This is a genomic window from Mycobacterium sp. NGS27 (genome assembly GCF_059813005.1).
In genome coordinates, this window is sequence record NZ_JCALDT010000003.1 from 245,477 (window position 1) to 264,404 (window position 18,928).

The following is an 18,928-nucleotide window of genomic DNA, read 5'->3' on the forward strand; positions in this document are numbered from 1 at the left end:
GGCTGATCTTCGTAGCCCGGGCGGCTGAGTCATGCGCGCCTTCCTTGCGCTCGCAGCCTGTTTAACGCTGTGCCTGGCCGGCTGCTCCTCCTCAGGCCAACCCGTGCGCCCCTACGGCGCCCAGGGCGCGCGGCTCGGCGAATCGCTGGCCCTGCTGGGGTGGAACATGTCGGTGTCGAACCTGCGCTGGGACGGCGATTACGTGCTCGTCGACGTCGACGCCAGCGCGGCCTCGGCCAAGGACCCGCACGCGAAACCCGAAGACATCCGCTTCGGGCTCTACGGCGCGCTGGCCCACCCCCTGGAGGCCGCCGGCCTGGGCAGCTGTGACACCGCGAAGACCAGCGTGCGCGACATTCCCGCGCCCCTGTCGGCGCCGCGTGACCGGCTCACGGGCACGGTTTGCCTTGGGCCGCTGAAGGATCGGAGTCAGGTGCGCGGTATCTACGCCTACTCGCCGCGCGACCGGATTCCGAACAGCTCGTCGGCCTACCCGGTCGCCTTCCCGGTCGGACTGCTGCCCACCAACGCCAACGACAGCGGCGGCCTGGCGGTCAAGACCATCAGCCTGTCGGCGTGGCGGGCCGACGGCATCCCGGTGACCAAGGCGCAGCTGGGCGACCCGGGAGCGTTCACCGGCAACGGCTACATGCTGCTCGGGCTGGAAGCCACCGCCGTCGCGGCCCGCTACCGCGACGAGTCCGTCAAACGCGGGGGGCCCATGATGCTGCTGGCATCGCCGACCCTGCCCGCCCCGGGACTGAACCCGGCCTGCGCGACCTACGGGTCGTCGGTGCTGATCCTGCCCGACGCCTCGTTGGACGCGGTGCACGTCAACGCGTCGCTGTGCACCCAGGGCGAGATCAACGACGCGTTGCTCTACGCGACGCTGGCCATCGACGGCACGCACGCCGGCGTGTGGACGCCGCGATGAGCGGCCCGGGCCCCACCGAGTGGGCGCCGACACCGCCGGCCGGCGTCGGGCCGTGGCCGGGCGAGCCGCCGGACGACCCGCGGTATGACCCGGTCCTGTTGCGCGAGGGCGACACCCGCAACGTCGTCGACGCCTACCGGTACTGGACCCGGGAAGCGATCATCGCCGACATCGACCGGCGCCGGCATCCGCTGCACGTGGCGATCGAGAACTTCGGTCACGACGCCAACATCGGGTCGGTGGTGCGCACCGCGAACGCCTTCGCGGTGCACACCGTGCACATCGTGGGGCGCCGCCGCTGGAATCGCCGGGGTGCCATGGTGACCGATCGCTATCAACGCTTGTGCCACCACGACAGCACCGCCGAGCTGCTGGACTTCGCGACCGCCGCCGGCCTGACCGTGGTCGCCGTGGACAACGTCCCGGGCGCGGCGCGGCTGGAGGAGGCCGCGCTGCCGCGCGAGTGTCTGCTGGTGTTCGGTCAGGAGGGGCCGGGCATCACCGACGACACCCGCACGGGCGCGACGCTGACGGTGTCGATCGCGCAGTTCGGCTCCACGCGCAGCATCAACGCCGGCGTCGCCGCCGGCATCGCCATGCACGCCTGGGTCCAGCAGCACGCCGACCTGTCCCGCGCCTGGTGAAACCCGATGGGGCAGGATCGACAGCTATGGATCAGCTCTGGGTCAACCGCGCGGCCAGCTGCGAAGCCGCTGTCACGCAACGACATCTGAAGCGGTTGTGGGGGCTGCCCGCCACTCAGCTGGGGGTGGTGGCCTGGCCGCCGACGCGGCGTGACCGCTGGTTCGGCACCTGGCACTACTGGTGGCAGGCCCACCTGCTGGATTGCCTGATCGACGCCCAGGCGCGCGATCCGCAGCCGCACCGGCGTGCCGAGATCAACCGGCAGGTCCGCTCGCACCGGCTGCGCAACAACCTCTCGTGGATCAACAGCTACTACGACGACATGGCCTGGCTGGCACTGGCGCTCGAACGCGCCGCCCGGATCGCCGGCGTGCAGCGCCGGCGCGCCTTGCCCAAGCTGGCCAACCAATTCGTCCGGGCATGGGTGCCCGAGGACGGCGGCGGCATCCCGTGGCGAAAGTCCGACCAGTTCTTCAACGCCCCGGCCAACGGCCCCGCCGGAATCTTTCTCGCCCGCTACGGGGACCATCTGAAACGTGCTGAGCAGATGGGCAATTGGATCGACCAGACGCTGATCGACCCGGAGACGCACCTGGTGTTCGACGGCATCAAAGCCGGCTCGCTGGTGCGCGCGCAGTACACCTACTGCCAGGGCGTGGTGCTGGGCCTGGAGACCGAACTCGCCGCCCGCACCGCGGTCGAGGTCAGGCAGCGCCACGCCGCCCGGGTGCACCGGCTGGTCGCGGCGGTGGACGAACAGATGGCGCCGGCCGGGGTGCTGGCCGGGGCCGGCGGCGGGGACGGCGGCCTGTTCGCCGGGGTGACCGCGCGGTACCTCGCGCTGGTGGCCACGGCGCTGCCGGGGGAGGCGGCCGACGACGTGCTGGCCCGCGACAACGCCCGGCGGATCGTGCTGGCCAGCGCGAAGGCGGCCTGGGACAACCGGCAGACGGTGGACGGGCTGCCGGTGTTCGGCCCCTTCTGGGACCGCGACGCCCAGCTGCCCACCGCGGGCGGCAAACAGGCGGAGTTCGTCGAGGGAGCGGTGATGGCGTCCGAGGTCCCCGAGCGGGACCTGTCGGTGCAGCTGTCGGGCTGGATGCTCATGGAGGCCGCCTGTAACGTCTCCGCCGAGTCGAAGAACAGGAGCCCCGGTGAGCAATAAAGTCCACCCCGACGCGGAGTCGGCCCTGCACGGCCTGCTGGAAGACGGCATCACCGTCGCCGCGGGCGGGTTCGGCCTCTGCGGCATCCCCGAGAAACTGATCCAGGCTCTGGTCGACAGCGGCATCAAGGACCTCACCATCGTCGGAAACAACGCCGGCGTAGACGATTTCGGCATGGGTCTGCTGCTCAAGGGCCGGCAGGTGAAGAAGGTGATCGCCTCCTACGTGGGCGAGAACAAGGAGTTCGAGCGCCAGGTGCTGGCCGGCGAGCTGGACCTGGTGCTGACGCCGCAGGGCACGCTCGCGGAGAAGCTGCGCGCCGGCGGCGCGGGCATCCCCGGCTTCTACACCCGCACGGCCTTCGGCACCAACCTCGCCGAAGGCAAGGACACCAGGGTCTTCGACGGCACCGAATACGTTCTGGAAGAAGGCATCCGGGCCGACGTCGCGATCGTCAAGGCGTGGAAGGGCGACACGGCCGGCAACCTCGTCTACCGCAAGACGGCGCGGAACTTCAACCCGATGATCGCCACCTGCGGCGCGATCACGGTGGCCGAGGTGGAAGAGCTGGTCGAGGTCGGCGAGCTGGACCCAGACCTGATCCACACCCCCGGCATCTACGTCGACCGCATCATCGCGGGCACCGGCTACGAGAAACGCATCGAGTTCCGCACCACGAGCGGCGGCGCCGCGCTGAAGAACGACAGCCCCATCCGCGAGCGGATGGCCCAGCGCGCCGCCCAGGAATTGCGCGACGGCTTCTACGTGAATCTGGGCATCGGCATTCCGACGTTGGTCGCCAACTTCATCCCCGAGGGCATCAAGGTCACGCTGCAATCAGAAAACGGCTTGCTCGGCATCGGGGCCTACCCGAGCGAGGACACCGTCGACCCCGATCTCATCAACGCGGGCAAGCAGACCATCACCAGCCTGCCCGGGTCCAGCTTCTTTTCCAGCGCCGATTCCTTCGCGATGATCCGCGGCGGCCACATCGACCTGTCCATCCTGGGCGCCCTCGAGGTCGCCGAAAACGGCGACCTGGCCAACTGGATGGTGCCGGGCAAGATGGTCAAAGGGCCGGGCGGCGCAATGGATTTGGTGTCCGGCGTCAAGCGCGTGATCGTGTTGATGGACCACACCGCGAAAGACGGCAGCCCCAAAATCCTCAGTCAGTGCACGCTGCCACTGACCGGCAAGAACGTGGTCGACATGATCGTCACGAACCTGTGCGTCTTCGACGTCGAGCCGGGACGGGGGCTGGTGCTCACCGAGTTGCAGCCCGGCGTCACGGTGGAGGAAGTACGGGCCAAGACGGGCTGTGACTTCAACGTCGCGGTCTGACCCCGCGGCGGGCTACTCGGCCGCCGGCAGCCGTTCGGCTTCCCGGTCGTCTGTGTTCTGCGCGCGCCGTCGCCCCCGATAGCTTCGCCAGGCGGCGATGAACGCCGGCATCAGGGAGACGAAGAGGATGGCCAACAGGATCTTCTGCAGGTTGTGGTGCACGAACGGCACGTTGCCCATGAAGTAGCCAGCCAGCGTGACACCGCCGCCCCACAGGATGCCGCCGACGATATCGAAGCCCAAAAACACCGTGTAGCGCATGTAGGAGACCCCGGCAACCGGCGGGACGAACGTCCGCACGAAGGGCGCGAACCGGGCCAGGATGATCGCCCAGGGCCCATATTTCTCGAAGAACGCGTGCGACTCCGTCACGTAGTGCTTCTTGAAGAACCGCGAGTCTTCCTTCTTGAACAGCGCCGGGCCGATCCGCCGCCCGATCCAATACCCCGTCTGGTCGCCGAGTATCGCCACGGTCGCGACGGCGGGGGCCAGCACCCAGATGCTGGCCGGTGGGTTCGGGTGCGCGGCCAGCAGGCCGCCGGTGAACAGCAGCGACTCGCCGGGCAGCAGCGGAAACAGCAGCCCGGTCTCGATGAAGACGATGACCAGGATGCCGGGCAGCACCGCGGACCCGAAGACGCCATCGGCGCCCAACCAATACATCGGGTCGAAGATGTCGGGCAGGGCCGTCACGGCGGTGCTCATGATCCCTCAACATACCGGCCCCGGGTGAGCCGCCGAGCCACCTGGACGATACTGAGGGGACCCGGCCGCAGAAGGGGGTTGCCATGCCCATCGCCACGCCCGAGGTTTACGCCGAGATGCTGCGACGCGCCAAGGAGCATTCGTACGCCTTCCCGGCGATCAACTGCACGTCATCGGAGACCGTCAACGCGGCCATCAAGGGGTTCGCCGATGCGGGCAGCGACGGGATCATCCAGTTTTCCACCGGCGGCGCGGAATTCGCGTCCGGGCTGGGCGTCAAGGACATGGTGGCCGGTGCGGTGGCGCTGGCCGAGTTCACCCGTTCCATCGCGGCCAGGTACCCGATCAACGTTGCGCTGCACACCGACCATTGCCCCAAGGACAAGTTGGACACGTATGTCCGCCCGCTGCTGGCGATTTCGGCCAAACGGGTGGCCGGGGGCCAAGATCCGCTGTTCGGGTCGCACATGTGGGACGGTTCGGCCGTGCCGATCGACGAGAATCTTCACATCGCTCGGGAACTGCTCAAGGACGCGGCGGCGGCCAAGATCATCCTGGAGATCGAGATCGGCGTGGTGGGTGGCGAGGAGGACGGCGTCGCCCACGAGATCAACGACAAGCTCTACACCTCGCCGGACGACTTCGAGAGGACCATCGATGCGCTGGGCCACGGCGAGCACGGCAAGTACCTGCTCGCCGCCACCTTCGGCAACGTGCACGGCGTCTACAAGCCCGGCAACGTCAAATTGCGCCCCGACATCCTGGCGCAGGGGCAGAAGGTGGCGGCCGCCAAGCTGGGGCTGCCCGCGGACGCCAAGCCGTTCGACTTCGTCTTCCACGGCGGTTCCGGTTCGCTGACGTCGGAGATCGAGGAGTCGCTGCGCTACGGGGTGGTGAAGATGAACGTCGACACCGACACCCAGTACGCGTTCACCCGCCCCATCGCCGGCCACATGTTCGCCAATTACGACGGCGTGCTCAAGGTGGATGGCGAGGTCGGCGTCAAGAAGGTCTATGACCCGCGCAGCTATCTGAAGAAGGCCGAGGCGTCGATGTCCGAGCGAGTGGTCCAGGCCTGCACCGACCTGCACTGCGCCGGAAGGTCTGTCAGCTGATCAATCGCTTGAGCGTGAAGTCAGCTTCACGCTCGGCGCCCACTGTGAAGCCAGTTTCACGCTCGGCGGACCGACCTGGCAGCACCTAGCTGGCGGACTGGCAGACCTTCCACTGGTCGTCGCGATATTGCAGATCCATGCTGCGGGTCGAGCGTAGCTGCGGGTCGTAGGCCATGAACGTGGTGACGTTGGCCTCGGCGTGCTGGCCGTTGACCACCACCTGATCGATGCTGGCGATCACCGGATACTGCTTGGCCGCCGACACCCGGCGATAGGTTTCGTCCCACGCGTGTTCGTCGTAATCGGCGTAGCCGTCGCGGGTGGTGCCGCACGTGATGGTGCGCAGCGTGGTCAGATCACCCCGCTGGATCGCGACGTCGAAGTTCTGAATGGTTTGCCGAACCTGGTCTTCCCGCGAGGCATTCGAGTGTTTGCCCCGGGTGAGCAGCACCGTGCCCAGGATCGCGATGGCCGCCAACGCCAAGACGATCACGACCAGCGCCAGTATCCAGCCCCAGTTGAATTGCCGCGACGTGCGCAGCTTCCCGCCGAGCCGGGGTGGGATCGATTGCGGGACAGCGGCTTTGGGCGGCACGCCGAACTGCGCGGTGCCGTCCTGTCCGGGCGGGGCCCCGAAGACCTCGGTGGCGGGCTCCGGCGTGGTGGCGATGACGGTGGTCTCTTTGGCGTCGAAGCCCGGCGCGGTGAAGCGACGTTCGCGCTGCGGCCCGTCCGGTGTTTCTTCGGGGCCGCTCTGCGGCTCGGGCCTGTTGATGACCTCGGTTTCGGTCTCGGGATCGCTGGGGACCAGGGGAACGCCCTCGGTGGCGTCGTCTCCGGTTTCGAAGCCGGACTCGGCCCCCCACTCGTCGCCCGGTTCGCTGCGAGACTCGCGTGGGTCGAACCCGGGCCGTTTCGGCGCGCCGCCGCGGTCGGGATCGGATCGTTTGGGCATGAGTACTACTGTCCTCCCGCTTCGTCGGGTAGTTGCAGAGCTTAGCGACCGGGTACCCCGCTTCCGGCGTTGGCCGAGGTGCGTCTCGCGGGCAAAAGGGGCGAGCTGCAGAATAGAGCCATGTCGCCGATGGGAGACCTGCTAGGACCCGACCCGATCCTGCTGCCCGGGGATACCGATGCCGAGGCGGAACTGCTCGCCGGGGAGGAGCCCGGCATCGTGGCCGCCGCGCATCCGACGGCGTCGGTGGCCTGGGCGACGCTGGCCGAAGAGGCGTTGGCCGACGAGCGGGCCATCACCGCGTACGCCTATGCCCGCACCGGCTACCACCGCGGCCTGGACCAGTTGCGGAGAAACGGCTGGAAGGGCTTCGGCCCGGTGCCTTATTCGCACGAACCCAACCGCGGGTTCCTGCGGTGCGTGGCGGCCCTGGCGCGCGCCGCCGACACCATCGGTGAAACCGACGAGTACTCGCGCTGCCTGGACCTGCTCGACGATTGCGACCCCGAAGCGCGTAAGGCGCTGGGGCTCTAACGCTTTAAAAGCTGTCCGAACAATCGTTGTCGTCCGGGCAGTCGATCTGGACGGTGGCGTGCTCCAGTCCGCGAGCCGATAACACCGCGCGCGCGTCATGCAGCACTCGCGCGGAGTCGCCGGCGCTGATCAAGTGTGCGGTGCACATGTCCTTGCCGGGCGAAAGCGTCCACACGTGCAGGTCGTGCACGTCGCTCACCCCGTCGACGGCGCCGAGCGCGGCGCGCAGTTCCTCGACGTCGATATGGGCCGGCGACGATTCGGACAGGATCCGCAGCGCGTCGCGGGCCAGCGCGACGGCCCGGGGCAACACCCAGAGCGCCACCAGCACCGCCACCACCACATCGGCGTAGGGCCAGTACGTGGTCACGGTGACCACCCCGGCGATCAGGACGCCCAGGCTGCCCACGGTGTCGGCGACGACCTCTAGGTAGGCGCCCTTGACCGCCAGGCTGCCCGACGAATGGGAACGCAACAGCAGCGCGACCACGAAGTTGGCGGCGAGCCCGGCCAGCGCGACCACGATCATCGGCACGCCGGGGACGGCGGGCGCTTCGCGCAGCCGCCGGATGGCCTCATAGAGGATGAACAGCGCCACGCCGATCAGCAGGCCGGCGTTGGCGACGGCGGTGAACACTTCGGCGCGATGCCAGCCGTAGGTGCGGGCGGGCGACGAGCTGCCGCGGCGCGCCAGGCTCACGGCGGCCAGTCCCATGAAGACGGCCACGACGTCGGTCAGCATGTGGCCGGCGTCGGCCAGCAGCGCGATCGAGTTGATCAGCAGCGAGGTGACCAGCTCCACCACGAAGAACGCCGCCAGGATTGCCGCGGCCGTGATCATGCGCGGGATCAGCCGAGCATCGTCCGCGCCGGCGGGGGTGTGGTTGTGGCCTGCGCCCATGGGCCGAAATATATGCGCAGAAACGCATATATGGCAAGGGTCAGAACCAGCGGCTCCAGAAGCGGGTCAGCGCGTTGCCCCAGCCCACCAGCACATCCGGCACGCCGGACAGGTCGAACAAGGACAACACGAGCCCGAAGAACCATTGGTTGAGCACCGGCGCCAGCAGCAGGAACAGCAGGATGACGAAGCCCCACTGCTTGGCCGGCGCCAGCGCCCGCTGGGTCTGGGGACTCAGATGCGGTTCCAACGCGTCGTATCCGTCCAGGCCGGGGATGGGCAGCAGGTTCAGCAACACGGCGGTGAGCTGAAGAAACGCCAGGAACGCCACCCCCGACCACAGCACCACGTGCGTGGGGTCGAAGAACAACCGCGTCGCCACCAGCAGCAGCACCGCCAGCACCAGGTTGGCCGCCGGGCCCGCCAGGCTGACCATGGTGCGCCGTGCAGGAGTCATGAACCAGGTCCGCACATAGACCGCCGCGCCGGGCAGGCCGATCCCGCCCAGCAGGATGACCACCATGGGCAGCAACAGCGACAGCGCGGGATGGCTGTAGCGGCGCGGGTCCAGCGTCAAATAGCCGCGCACCGCGGCGTCGTGATCGCCGAACCGCCAGGCGGTCACCGCGTGCCCGAATTCATGCAGACACAGCGACACCAGCCAGCCGGCGATGACGAAGATGAACACGCCGGCATAGGCGAGCGGCCGGGTGCTGATCCCGGCCGACCAGGCGAGTGCGGCGCCGACGCCAGTCAGCCCGATCAGGCCCAGGAAGATCGGGCTGGGCCGTACCGATTCGTGTTGGGAGGCAGGGATGCTCACCGATCGAAACTAGCCGACCAACAGCCAGCCTTCGACGTTGCGGTAGAACGCCGAGCGGCGGGCGGCACGCGCCGCGGGAACGCCGTCGCGCAGCACGGCGACACCGGTGCTGCCCAGCTGGGCGGCCCGGCCGGTGACCCATCGGCGCCAGAGGCGGCCGGGACCGCGGCCCGCGACCGCCGCGCGCAGGCCCGGCGCGGCCGGCATCGGCTCGATCCACACGCCGCCGACGTCGCCGTCGAACAGCGTGGTGTCGTCGACCACCGCCTCGCCGTGGATCCAGCGCGCGCCGTCCGGCGGCAGCCAGCAGGCCCGCCCGACCACCACCGACCCGGTCTCGTCGCGGATCAGCGTCACCCGCCGGGCCGAGCCGCGCCGGGCCCGCCGCGCGGCCCGGAATCCGGCCGGCAGGCGGTAGATCCCGGTCGCCCGGGTGCGGCGGCGCGGCACGTAGGCCACCTCGACGTCCAACCGCTCGGCCCGCAGCAGCCGGGTCAGCACGGCGGCCAGCTCGGCGTCGCCGCCCAGCACGACCAGCCGCCGGAACGCCCCGATGGCGGCATCGATGGCTTCCGGGTCGCCGGTGCCGTCGGCGCGGACGAGGGCCAGGCCGGCGAGCGGCCGTGGCACCCGGCGGTCGCCGAACACCACCACGGCCATGTCCGCGATGTCGGCGCCCGCCTCGACCGGCTCGGTCATGCCTTTCTCGCCACCTCCTGGCTTAAGCTGATTTGCCCGGCTCCACAGCCGGCCACCGGTGGCCCGTGCGGTCACCAGGCTAGGGTGGGTCACCGGCTGGACCACAATACGCAGGCGAGATCAGGTGGGAGCGTGTCATGCCGGCAATCGTCCTCATCGGCGCCCAGTGGGGCGACGAGGGCAAAGGTAAGGCCACCGATTTGCTCGGTGGGCGCGTTCAGTGGGTGGTGCGCTACCAGGGCGGCAACAACGCCGGGCACACCGTCGTCTTGCCCACCGGCGAGAATTTCGCGTTGCACCTGATCCCGTCGGGAGTGCTGACCCCCGGTGTCACCAACGTCATCGGCAACGGCGTGGTGGTCGACCCCGGCGTGCTGCTGGACGAGCTGAAGGGCCTCGAGGACCGCGGCGTCGACACCTCCAAGCTGCTCATCTCCGCCGACGCGCACCTGCTGTTGCCGTACCACGTGGCCATCGACAAGGTCACCGAGCGCTACATGGGAAACAAGAAGATCGGCACCACCGGCCGCGGCATCGGTCCCTGCTACCAGGACAAGATCGCGCGCATCGGCATCCGGGTCGCCGACGTGCTTGATCGGGAAGTGTTGACGCACAAGGTCGAGGCCGCGCTGGAACTGAAGAACCAGATCCTGGTCAAGATCTACAACCGCAAGGCGCTGGATCCGCACCAGGTGGTCGAGGCCCTGCTCGAGGAGGCCGAGGGCTTCAAACACCGCATCGCCGACACCCGGCTGCTGCTCAACACCGCGCTGGAGGCCGGGGAGACCGTGCTGCTGGAGGGCTCGCAGGGCACGCTGCTCGACGTCGACCACGGCACGTATCCGTATGTGACGTCGTCGAATCCGACGGCCGGCGGCGCCGCCGTGGGTTCCGGAATCGGTCCCACCCGGATCACCGCCGTGCTCGGGATCCTCAAGGCCTACACCACCCGCGTGGGCTCGGGGCCGTTCCCCACCGAGCTGTTCGACGAGAACGGCGAATACCTGTCGAAGACGGGCGGCGAATTCGGCGTCACCACCGGACGGCGCCGGCGCTGCGGCTGGTTCGACGCCGTCATCGCCCGCTACGCCACCCGGGTCAACGGCATCACCGACTTCTTCCTGACCAAGCTCGACGTGCTGTCCAGTCTGGAAACGGTCCCGGTGTGCGTCGGCTACCGGATCGACGGTCAGCGCATCCACGAGATGCCGATGACGCAGAGCGACCTGTCGCGCGCCGAACCCGTCTACGAGGAACTGCCCGGCTGGTGGGAGGACATCTCGCACGCACGGGAATTCGACGACCTGCCCGCCAAGGCGCGCGACTACGTGCTGCGGCTGGAAGAGCTTGCCGGAGCGCACATCTCGTGCATCGGTGTGGGGCCCGGACGCGAGCAGACCATCGTGCGCCGCGACGTCCTGGCGGCCCGTCCGTGACGGATGCCGCTGCCGATCCCAAGGACCTCGACCCCGAATACACCCATCACGGCGGCTTCCCGGAATACGGGGTGGCCAGCCCCGGCCCGGGATTCGGGCGGTTCGTGGCGGCCATGCGGCGGCTGCAGGACCTCGCCGTGTCGGCCGATCCCGACGACGACCTGTGGGACGACGCGGCCGATCGCGTCACGGCCCTGACCGAGCTGCTCGGCCCGTTCCAGGCCGCCGTCGAGGGTCAGGCCCCGGCCGGACGGACGCCGGGCTTGCCCGGCATGGGCAGCCTGCTGTTGCCGCCGTGGACGTTGACGCGATACGAGCCCGACGGCTGCGAAATGCGCGGCCATTTCACCCGGTTTCACGTCGGAGGCAACCACGCGGTGCACGGCGGCGTGCTGCCGCTGTTGTTCGACCACATGTTCGGGATGGTCTCGCACGCCTCGAACCGCCCGATCAGCCGGACGGCATTCCTGCACGTCGACTACCGCAAAATCACCCCGATCGACCTGCCGTTGGTGGTGCGCGGACGGGTCACCAGCACCGAGGGGCGCAAGGCGTTCGTGTCCGCGGAACTCCTCGACGACGCCGGCGCGCTGCTGGCCGAGGCCAACGGCCTCATGGTGCAGCTACTCCCAGGCCAGCCCTAGCTCGGCGGTGCATCGCGGGAATCGACCTATCCTTGAGCCGTGACTGACGGCGTGAGCGACGGACGGGACGACGAAACGACGGTACTCGCCGTACCTCAGCCGGCTCCCGCGCCCGGTGAAGCCTTGTCCGCCCCGGCCGATGACAGGCCGACGGTGGTGCTGCTGGGTTCCGGCGAGACCAGCCGGGAGCTGGCGATCGACCTGGGCCGCCTCGGAGCGCGGGTGGTCGCCGTCGACCAGGATCCGCACGCGCCGGCGCACGGCGTGGCCGACCAGGCCCTGGTGCTCCCGCTGACCGACGCCGCCGAGTTGTCCGCTGCGCTGCAGCGGCTGCGACCCGACTTCGTGGTGACCGCGACGGACACCGTCGCCGGCCCAGCCATTGAGGCCCTTGAGAGCCTCGAGGCCTCCGGGTCCGGCGGGAACCACACCGAGCTGGTCCCCAGCGCCCGCGCCGTGCGGCTCAGCGCCGACCGTGAGGGCCTGCGCCGGCTGGCGGCCGACGAGTTGGGGCTGCCCACCGCGCCGTTCTGGTTCGTCGGGTCGCTGGGCGAGCTCGAGGCGGTGGGTGCGCACGCCGGCTATCCGTTGTTGGTGAAACCGGTGTCTGTGCCGACCGGGCCGGGGCAGTCGGTCGCCGCGCGCCGCGAAGACCTCGGACCGGCGTGGCAACGCGCGGTAGCTGGTCACGCGGGCCCCGGACAGCCGCGGGTGCTGGCCGAGACGGTGGTCGAGGTCGAGTTCTACGTGACGCTGCTGGCCGTGCGCAGCGACGGGCCGGCGGGTCCGGTGATCGAATTCTGTTCGCCCATCGGTCATCGTGACTCCGGCGGGCGCGTGCTGGAATCCTGGCAACCCCAGAAAATGAGTGCGGCGGCGACGGACGCCGCGAAGTCGATCGCCGCGCGAATGGTGAAGGCGCTGGGTGGACGCGGCGTCTTCGCCGTCGAACTGATGATCAACGGCGACGAGGTGTACTTCGCCGACGTCACCTCCCGCCCCACCGACACCGTCTGGGTGACGCTGCGCAGCCAGCGGCTCTCCGCGTTCGAACTGCAGGCCCGCACGATCTTGGGCTTGCCGGTGGACACCATGATGGTTTCCCCGGCCGCCGCCCGCGCGATCGACGCCGTCGCCCACGGTGCCGCCGCGCTGACCGGCGCCCTGAGCGTGCCCGAAAGCGACCTGCGGGTGGTCGGGCGCGGCTACCGCGCCCTGGCCACGGCCCCGGAAGTGACGGCCGCGCGCGAGCGGGCCGGCCAGGTCGCTGCTCGACTCGCCGGTCCAGATCCACAGGGCTGAGCCCGCGCGGCCGTTCGGGCGAATCGACCGCCCCCAGCCGGGCGCGGCGACGGCCTCGATACCATCGCAGGTCAGATACCGCTGCCGGGCCGGGGGGCGCTCCGGCCGGGGCTTGACCGCCCGGGCGCGGATAGGGTGGCTGACGACGGACGATGAGGGAAACGAGCATGAGCACAGAGCACGCACACTCCTACGCCGGGGACATCTCACCCCTGGAGGCCTGGAAGTTGCTCAGCGACAACCCCGACGCCGTGCTGGTCGACGTGCGCACCGACGCCGAATGGCGCTTCGTCGGTGTGCCCGATCTGTCCAGCCTCGGCCGCGAGGTGTTGTTCCTGGAGTGGAATTCCTCCGACGGACAGCGCAACCCGAATTTCGCCGACCAACTGCGCGAGCAGGTGGCGCCGGCCGAAACCGGTGCGCAGCGCCCGGTGCTGTTCTTGTGTCGCTCCGGAAACCGCTCTATCGGCGCCGCCGAGGTCGCGACCGAGCTGGGCATCACGCCGGCGTACAACATCCTGGACGGCTTCGAGGGTCAACTCGACGTCAATGGCCACCGGGGCGAAACGGGTTGGCGGGCCATCGGATTGCCGTGGAAACAGGGCTGAGCCGGCGATGACCCCGGCCGACAACGATTCCGTTCGCGTGCCCGCGGCGCTGCCCGACGGCGTCAGCCAGGCGACCATCGGCGTGCGCGGCGGGCTGTTGCGTTCGAATTTCGACGAGACCGCCGAGGCGATGTTTTTGACGTCGGGCTACGTCTACGAGTCGGCGACGGTCGCCGAGGGGTCGTTCACCGGCGAGGTGGACCGCTTCGTCTACTCGCGCTACGGCAACCCGACCGTGTCGATGTTCGAGGAGCGGTTGCGCCTGCTCGAAGGGGCCCCGGCGGCCTTCGCCACCGCGAGCGGCATGGCGGCGGTGTTCACCTCGTTGGGCGCGCTGCTGGGCGCGGGGGATCGACTGGTCGCCTCGCGCAGCCTGTTCGGCTCGTGCTTCGTGGTGTGCAACGAGATCCTGCCGCGGTGGGGCGTCGAAACCGTCTTCGTCGACGGCGACGACCTGGCGCAGTGGGAGCAGGCGTTGTCCGTGCCCACCACCGCGGTGTTCTTCGAGACGCCGTCGAACCCCATGCAGTCGCTGGTGGACATCACAGCGGTGAGCGAGCTTGCGCACGCTGCGGGCGCAAAAGTGGTGTTGGACAACGTGTTTGCGACACCGCTTCTGCAGCAGGGCATTCCGCTCGGCGTTGACGTGGTGGTGTACTCCGCCACCAAGCACATCGACGGTCAGGGCCGGGTGCTCGGCGGGGCCATCCTGGGCGACAAGGAGTACATCGACGGTCCGGTGCAGAAACTGATGCGGCACACCGGCCCCGCGATGAGCGCCTTCAACGCCTGGGTGCTGGTGAAAGGGCTCGAGACCATGGCGCTCCGGGTCGAACACAGCAACAACTCGGCCTTCCGGATCGCGGAATTCCTGGAGGACCATCCGGCGGTGAGCTGGGTCCGCTACCCGTATCTGTCCTCGCACCCGCAATACGACTTGGCCAAGCGCCAGATGTCCGGCGGGGGAACGGTGATCACGTTCGCACTCGACTGCCCCGCCGACAAGGCCAAGCAACGGGCCTTCGAGGTGCTGGACAAGCTTGCGCTGATCGACATCTCGAACAACCTCGGCGACGCCAAATCCCTTGTCACGCATCCCGCGACCACCACGCACCGGGCGATGGGCCCGGAGGGTCGCGCGGCGATCGGGCTCGGTGACGGCGTGGTGCGGATCTCGGTCGGCCTGGAGGGCACCGACGACCTGATCGCGGACATCGACCGGGCGCTGAGCTAACCGGCCTGTTTCTCGGCCGCGTCGAGGCGGTCGGCCGCCGCCAGGGTTCCCTCTTGCGCCTGCTGCTCCACCCAGTCCACCACCGGCCGGGCGTACATCATCTGGCTGGTGATCGCCATCTGGCCGCGGGTGCGGCCCAGGAACGAGATTCCCCAGGAGAACATGGCGGCGATGCGGTTGCGGTGGCCGACGAGGTAGTACAGGTGCAGCAGCAGCCAGGCGAGCCAGGCGATGAAGCCGCCGAACTCCAGCTTGCCGACCTGCGCGACGGCGCTGTACCGGGAAACCAGCGCCATGCTGCCCTTGTTCAGGTACTTGAACGGCTTGCGGTTGGCGGGATCGTCCTGGCCCTTCACCGCCTGCTTGATGAGCTTGGTGACGTAGTGCGCCCCCTGGATCGCGCCCTGCGCCATGCCGGGCACGTCGGGCACCGACATCAGGTCGCCGACGACGAACACGTACGGATGCCCCTTGATGGACAGGTCGGGCTCGACGATCACCCGGCCGGCGCGGTCGGTCTCGGTTCCGTCGGACTGCTCGGCGAGCATCGCGCCCAGCGAGCTGGCCTGCACGCCCGCGGCCCACACCTTGCACGCACATTCGATGCGCCGCTCGCCGCCGTCCTTCTCCTTGACGGTGATGCCCATGTAGTCCACCGCGGTCACCATCGCGTTGAGCTGGATCTCGACGTCCATCTTCTGCAGCCGGCGTTGCGCCTTGAGACCCAGCTTGGGACCCATCGGCGGCAGCACCGCGGGCGCCGCGTCGAGCAGGATGACGCGACATTCGCTGGGAGTGATCGTCCGGAACGCCCCGGCCAGGGTGCGCTCGGCGAGCTGGACGATCTCGCCGGCCAGCTCGACCCCGGTCGGCCCGGCGCCGACCACCACGAACGTCAGGCGCCGTTGCCGTTCGGCCGGGTCGGTGGCGACCTCGGCGGCCTCGAACGCGCCGAGGATGCGCGCCCGCAGTTCGAGGGCGTCGTCGACGCTTTTCATGCCGGGGGCGAAGGCCGCGTACTGGTCATTCCCGAAGTACGACTGCTGCGCGCCCGCGGCGACGATGAGGCTGTCGAAGGGCGTCACGGTATGCATTCCCATCAGGTGTGACGTGACCGTCTTCGCCGTCAGGTCGATCTCGTTGACCTCGCCCCACAGCACGCGGACATTCTTCTGCCGCCGCAGGATCAGCCGGGTGGTCGGGGCGATATCGCCCTCGGACAGGATGCCGGTGGCCACCTGGTACAGCAACGGCTGGAACAGGTGGGTCGTCGTCTTCGAGATGAGGGTGACGTCGACGTCGGCCCTCCTGAGCGCCCTGGCGGCGTTCAGCCCGCCGAATCCGCTTCCGATGATGACGACGTGATGACGCGACATGCTCACCCCTTCTGTCTTTCCGCAAGCCCCCTGCGGCGCATACCCAGCCTATGACTCCGCTGCCCTAGAAAGGCCAGCCGTTGGAGTTGTCCCTGAATTTCGCGTTGACCGCGCTGCAGAAGTCGTCGGCGGTTCCGGCGAGCATGACGTAATAGGTCTCGCCGCGGCGGCTCTCGAAGGTGTTCGGGGTGCTCCACCCGGAGTTGCACAGCGAACTCGGCGTGCCGGCCGTGGCTCTGCGCCAATTGGTCTTGGCGCAGGCGACCAGGCCGTCGGGATTCGGCGTGGCGCTTTTGGCGGCGACCACCATCGCGCCTCCCCATTGCCCGTCGCTGCGCCGGAAGGCCCGCGCCCCGAATCCGGCGTTGTTGGTCTGGCACGCCAGCACCCGGCGCATCAGCGAAAAGGGCGCGGCCAGTTGAGAATTCGTGCTCGCGGCGGCGGTCGTGACGAATTGCGCGGCGTCCGAGCCGTCGACCTCCTGCACGTCGGGCTTGCCGAAGCTGAACAGCTGCTGCGCGATCCCGGCGTTGATGCCGCCGCCGACGATCGGTCCACCGCCGCTGGACGTCATCGCGGGCAGCGTCGCATCGGCGTCCGCCGTGGGCATTCCGGCGGCGGCGCCCAGGGCCAGCAGCGCGATCGCGCCGCGAATCGGGCGGGCGGTGCGTCTCATGACCCTTATTTCAGCACGTGCGCGTAGTCGGCGCGGCGGTCGTCGGCGATCAATCCGGTCAGCACGTGGCGGGTCTGCAACGCGATGTATTGATCGATGCCGTAAATCGTCCCGAAGTGCCAGTGTTTGAGCGCCCAGCCGTGGGCGAGCAGCATGATGTCGAACACGATGAGGTCGACGTCGACGGCACGAAAGACCCCCCGGGCGATGCCGTCCTCGATCACCGCGCGCAGGGGTGCGGCGCTGGCGATTTCGAGGTCCTTGATCTGGGCGCGGCCGGGCGCCCCGAGGGTGCGGCTCTCCCGGTAGGTCAGCACCACGCCGTCGAGGTTCTCGTCCACGATCTGCACGTAGCGGCGCACGCCCGCGGTCAACTGGTCGACGACGTCGTCGCCGGCGGCCGCGATGACCGGTGCCAGCTGATCGCGGAACACGTCCAGGATCCGCACGATCGTCCCGAGCAGCAGGTCCTCCTTGCCGCCGAAGTACTTGTAGATCAGGCCGACGCTGACCTTGGCCTCGGCGGCCAGATCCTGCATGGACATCTGGTGAAACCCGTTGCGGCCCATGACCTTTACGGCGGCGTCCAGCACCTGGCGGCGCCGCGAACTCGCCCGGGCCGCGCGCACGGCCTCGTCGGCGGGAAGATCGCTGTAATCGGTGACCATGACAGCCTCAGATGCCCAGGTCCTTGGCGATGATCGTCTTCATGATCTCGTTGGTGCCGCCGTAGATGGTCTGAATGCGGGCGTCGACGAAGGCGCGCGCCACGCCGTATTCGCGCATGTAGCCGTACCCGCCGTGCAACTGCAGGCAGCGGTCGGCGGTGCGCACCTGCAGGTCGGTGGTCCACCACTTCAGCCGGGCTGCGCGCGCGGCGGTCAGCTCACCCGCCAGGTGCTGGGCCAGGCAGTCGTCGAGATAGGTTCGGGCGATGTCGATTTCGGTCGCGAGCTCGGCGAGCACGAATTGGCTGTTCTGGAAGCTGGCGATCGGTGAGCCGAACGCCGTGCGGTCGCGCACATAGTCCAGGGTCTCGGCCAGAATGCCTTCGGCGGCGGCCACCGCCCCCACCCCGAGCGCGAGCCGCTCCTGGGGCAGGTTCTTCATCAGCTGGTAGAAACCCCTGCCTTCGCCTTCGAGCAGGTTGGCCCTCTGCACCCGCATATCGGTGAAGGTGAGCTCGCTGGTGTCCTGGGCGTGCAGGCCGATCTTCTCCAGGTTGCGGCCGCGGGCGAAGCCGGGTGTGGCCGGGTCGACGACCAGGAGCGAGAGCCCCTGGTGGCGGTCCGGCGAGGTGCGCACCGCGATGACGAACAGGTCGCCGATCTGCCCGTTGGAGATGAACGTCTTGGCGCCGTTGACGACGTAGTCGTCACCGTCTCGCACCGCCGTCGTGCGGATGCCGGCCAGATCGCTACCGGTGCCGGGTTCGGTCATCGCGATGGCGAGCACCGTCTCGCCGGTGACCACGCCGGGCAGCCAGCGCTGTTGCTGTTCGGGCGTGGTCAGGTCGGTGAGATAGGGCAGCACCACGTCGTTTTGCAGAGTGAAGGCGATGGCCTCGGCCGCCGCACCTGCGCGCTGCAATTCGTCGATCACGATCGCGTTGTAGCGGAAGTCGCGCACGCCCGGGCCGCCGAGACGCTCGGGAACCGAGAAGCCCAGCAGCCCGAGTCTGCCCGCCTCGATGAACAGCGAGCGATCCCACTGGCCGTCCCGTTCCCACTTCTCGTGGTTGGGCACCACCGTCTGCCGCACGAAATCGCTGACCAGTTCCCGGAACTGGTGATGCTCGGTGGTGTACTCCAGGCGGGCGGTCATCGGTGCTCGG

Annotated in this window: 20 protein-coding genes; 11 read left to right on the forward strand and 9 right to left on the reverse strand. The window is 68.9% G+C overall.

What is annotated here, in order from left to right:
• The first annotated feature begins 31 nt into the window (after positions 1 to 31).
• The 4 genes from AC5Y30_RS09635 to AC5Y30_RS09650 are packed head-to-tail and all read left to right on the forward strand — an operon-like array spanning position 32 to position 4,086.
• Positions 32 to 934, forward strand: coding sequence for a hypothetical protein (locus tag AC5Y30_RS09635; RefSeq protein WP_499917890.1), 903 nt, complete (start codon positions 32 to 34; stop codon positions 932 to 934).
• Positions 931 to 1,578, forward strand: coding sequence for a TrmH family RNA methyltransferase (locus AC5Y30_RS09640; RefSeq protein ID WP_499917891.1), 648 nt, complete (start codon positions 931 to 933; stop codon positions 1,576 to 1,578). Before AC5Y30_RS09635 ends, AC5Y30_RS09640 begins: the two co-directional genes overlap by 4 nt.
• Positions 1,579 to 1,604: 26 nt before the next feature.
• Entirely contained in the window at positions 1,605 to 2,744 is a 1,140-nt protein-coding gene (locus AC5Y30_RS09645) for a glycoside hydrolase family 76 protein (protein ID WP_499917892.1), read from the forward strand.
• On the forward strand, positions 2,734 to 4,086 hold the full coding sequence (locus AC5Y30_RS09650) for a 3-oxoacid CoA-transferase (RefSeq protein WP_499917894.1): 1,353 nt from the start codon (positions 2,734 to 2,736) through the stop codon (positions 4,084 to 4,086). The genes AC5Y30_RS09645 and AC5Y30_RS09650 overlap by 11 nt, the downstream gene beginning before the upstream one ends.
• Before the next feature lie 12 nt (positions 4,087 to 4,098).
• On the opposite strand, the gene AC5Y30_RS09655 is transcribed toward AC5Y30_RS09650, so the two are convergent.
• The gene (locus AC5Y30_RS09655; RefSeq protein ID WP_499917895.1) at positions 4,099 to 4,791 is read right to left on the reverse strand and encodes a DedA family protein; all 693 of its coding nucleotides are present in this window, start codon (positions 4,789 to 4,791) and stop codon (positions 4,099 to 4,101) included.
• Between the two features lie 83 nt (positions 4,792 to 4,874).
• On the opposite strand from AC5Y30_RS09655, the gene fbaA reads away from it, so the two are divergent.
• Positions 4,875 to 5,906: a class II fructose-bisphosphate aldolase gene (gene fbaA, locus AC5Y30_RS09660; RefSeq protein ID WP_499917896.1), complete on the forward strand. Its 1,032-nt coding sequence runs from the start codon at positions 4,875 to 4,877 to the stop codon at positions 5,904 to 5,906.
• Between the two features lie 85 nt (positions 5,907 to 5,991).
• Here the strand turns inward: fbaA and AC5Y30_RS09665 are convergent, their stop codons facing one another.
• Positions 5,992 to 6,861 (reverse strand): Rv0361 family membrane protein, encoded by an 870-nt coding sequence (locus AC5Y30_RS09665; RefSeq protein WP_499917897.1) that lies wholly within the window; start codon positions 6,859 to 6,861, stop codon positions 5,992 to 5,994.
• 120 nt (positions 6,862 to 6,981) lie between these two features.
• Here AC5Y30_RS09665 and AC5Y30_RS09670 point away from each other — a divergent pair, with 120 nt between their 5' ends.
• Positions 6,982 to 7,395 carry a DUF3151 domain-containing protein gene (locus AC5Y30_RS09670; protein WP_499917898.1) on the forward strand — a complete coding sequence of 138 codons (414 nt, stop codon included), beginning with the start codon at positions 6,982 to 6,984 and terminating at the stop codon, positions 7,393 to 7,395.
• 4 nt (positions 7,396 to 7,399) lie between these two features.
• Here AC5Y30_RS09670 and AC5Y30_RS09675 read toward each other — a convergent pair whose 3' ends face one another.
• From AC5Y30_RS09675 to AC5Y30_RS09685, 3 genes are read right to left on the reverse strand one after another with little or no spacing between them, the layout of a single operon-like run.
• On the reverse strand, positions 7,400 to 8,296 hold the full coding sequence (locus tag AC5Y30_RS09675) for a cation diffusion facilitator family transporter (RefSeq protein ID WP_499917899.1): 897 nt from the start codon (positions 8,294 to 8,296) through the stop codon (positions 7,400 to 7,402).
• Positions 8,297 to 8,336: 40 nt separating this feature from the next.
• Positions 8,337 to 9,119 carry a site-2 protease family protein gene (locus AC5Y30_RS09680; protein ID WP_499917900.1) on the reverse strand — a complete coding sequence of 261 codons (783 nt, stop codon included), beginning with the start codon at positions 9,117 to 9,119 and terminating at the stop codon, positions 8,337 to 8,339.
• 9 nt (positions 9,120 to 9,128) lie between these two features.
• A complete protein-coding gene (locus AC5Y30_RS09685) occupies positions 9,129 to 9,779 on the reverse strand; it encodes a peptidase M50 (RefSeq protein WP_499918241.1) in 651 nt (216 codons plus the stop codon).
• A 176-nt stretch (positions 9,780 to 9,955) separates the two neighbouring features.
• Here AC5Y30_RS09685 and AC5Y30_RS09690 point away from each other — a divergent pair, with 176 nt between their 5' ends.
• From AC5Y30_RS09690 to AC5Y30_RS09710, 5 genes are all read left to right on the forward strand, one after another.
• Positions 9,956 to 11,254: an adenylosuccinate synthase gene (locus tag AC5Y30_RS09690; protein ID WP_499917901.1), complete on the forward strand. Its 1,299-nt coding sequence runs from the start codon at positions 9,956 to 9,958 to the stop codon at positions 11,252 to 11,254.
• A complete protein-coding gene (locus AC5Y30_RS09695; protein ID WP_499917902.1) occupies positions 11,251 to 11,898 on the forward strand; it encodes a PaaI family thioesterase in 648 nt (215 codons plus the stop codon). Before AC5Y30_RS09690 ends, AC5Y30_RS09695 begins: the two co-directional genes overlap by 4 nt.
• Positions 11,899 to 11,937: 39 nt before the next feature.
• Complete coding sequence (gene purT, locus AC5Y30_RS09700; protein ID WP_499917903.1) at positions 11,938 to 13,200, forward strand: formate-dependent phosphoribosylglycinamide formyltransferase; 1,263 nt, start codon at positions 11,938 to 11,940, stop codon at positions 13,198 to 13,200.
• Between the two features lie 167 nt (positions 13,201 to 13,367).
• A complete protein-coding gene (locus AC5Y30_RS09705) occupies positions 13,368 to 13,808 on the forward strand; it encodes a rhodanese-like domain-containing protein (RefSeq protein ID WP_499917904.1) in 441 nt (146 codons plus the stop codon).
• A gap of 7 nt (positions 13,809 to 13,815) precedes the next feature.
• Positions 13,816 to 15,042 carry an O-succinylhomoserine sulfhydrylase gene (locus tag AC5Y30_RS09710; RefSeq protein WP_499917905.1) on the forward strand — a complete coding sequence of 409 codons (1,227 nt, stop codon included), beginning with the start codon at positions 13,816 to 13,818 and terminating at the stop codon, positions 15,040 to 15,042.
• Here AC5Y30_RS09710 and AC5Y30_RS09715 read toward each other — a convergent pair.
• From AC5Y30_RS09715 to AC5Y30_RS09730, 4 genes are all read right to left on the reverse strand, one after another.
• A complete protein-coding gene (locus AC5Y30_RS09715) occupies positions 15,039 to 16,418 on the reverse strand; it encodes an NAD(P)/FAD-dependent oxidoreductase (protein WP_499917906.1) in 1,380 nt (459 codons plus the stop codon). The genes AC5Y30_RS09710 and AC5Y30_RS09715 overlap by 4 nt on opposite strands.
• Positions 16,419 to 16,482: 64 nt before the next feature.
• The gene (locus tag AC5Y30_RS09720) at positions 16,483 to 17,094 is read right to left on the reverse strand and encodes a hypothetical protein (protein ID WP_499917907.1); all 612 of its coding nucleotides are present in this window, start codon (positions 17,092 to 17,094) and stop codon (positions 16,483 to 16,485) included.
• A gap of 5 nt (positions 17,095 to 17,099) precedes the next feature.
• The gene (locus AC5Y30_RS09725) at positions 17,100 to 17,762 is read right to left on the reverse strand and encodes a TetR/AcrR family transcriptional regulator (protein ID WP_499917908.1); all 663 of its coding nucleotides are present in this window, start codon (positions 17,760 to 17,762) and stop codon (positions 17,100 to 17,102) included.
• Between the two features lie 7 nt (positions 17,763 to 17,769).
• The gene (locus tag AC5Y30_RS09730; protein WP_499917909.1) at positions 17,770 to 18,918 is read right to left on the reverse strand and encodes an acyl-CoA dehydrogenase family protein; all 1,149 of its coding nucleotides are present in this window, start codon (positions 18,916 to 18,918) and stop codon (positions 17,770 to 17,772) included.
• Positions 18,919 to 18,928 lie beyond the last annotated feature (10 nt).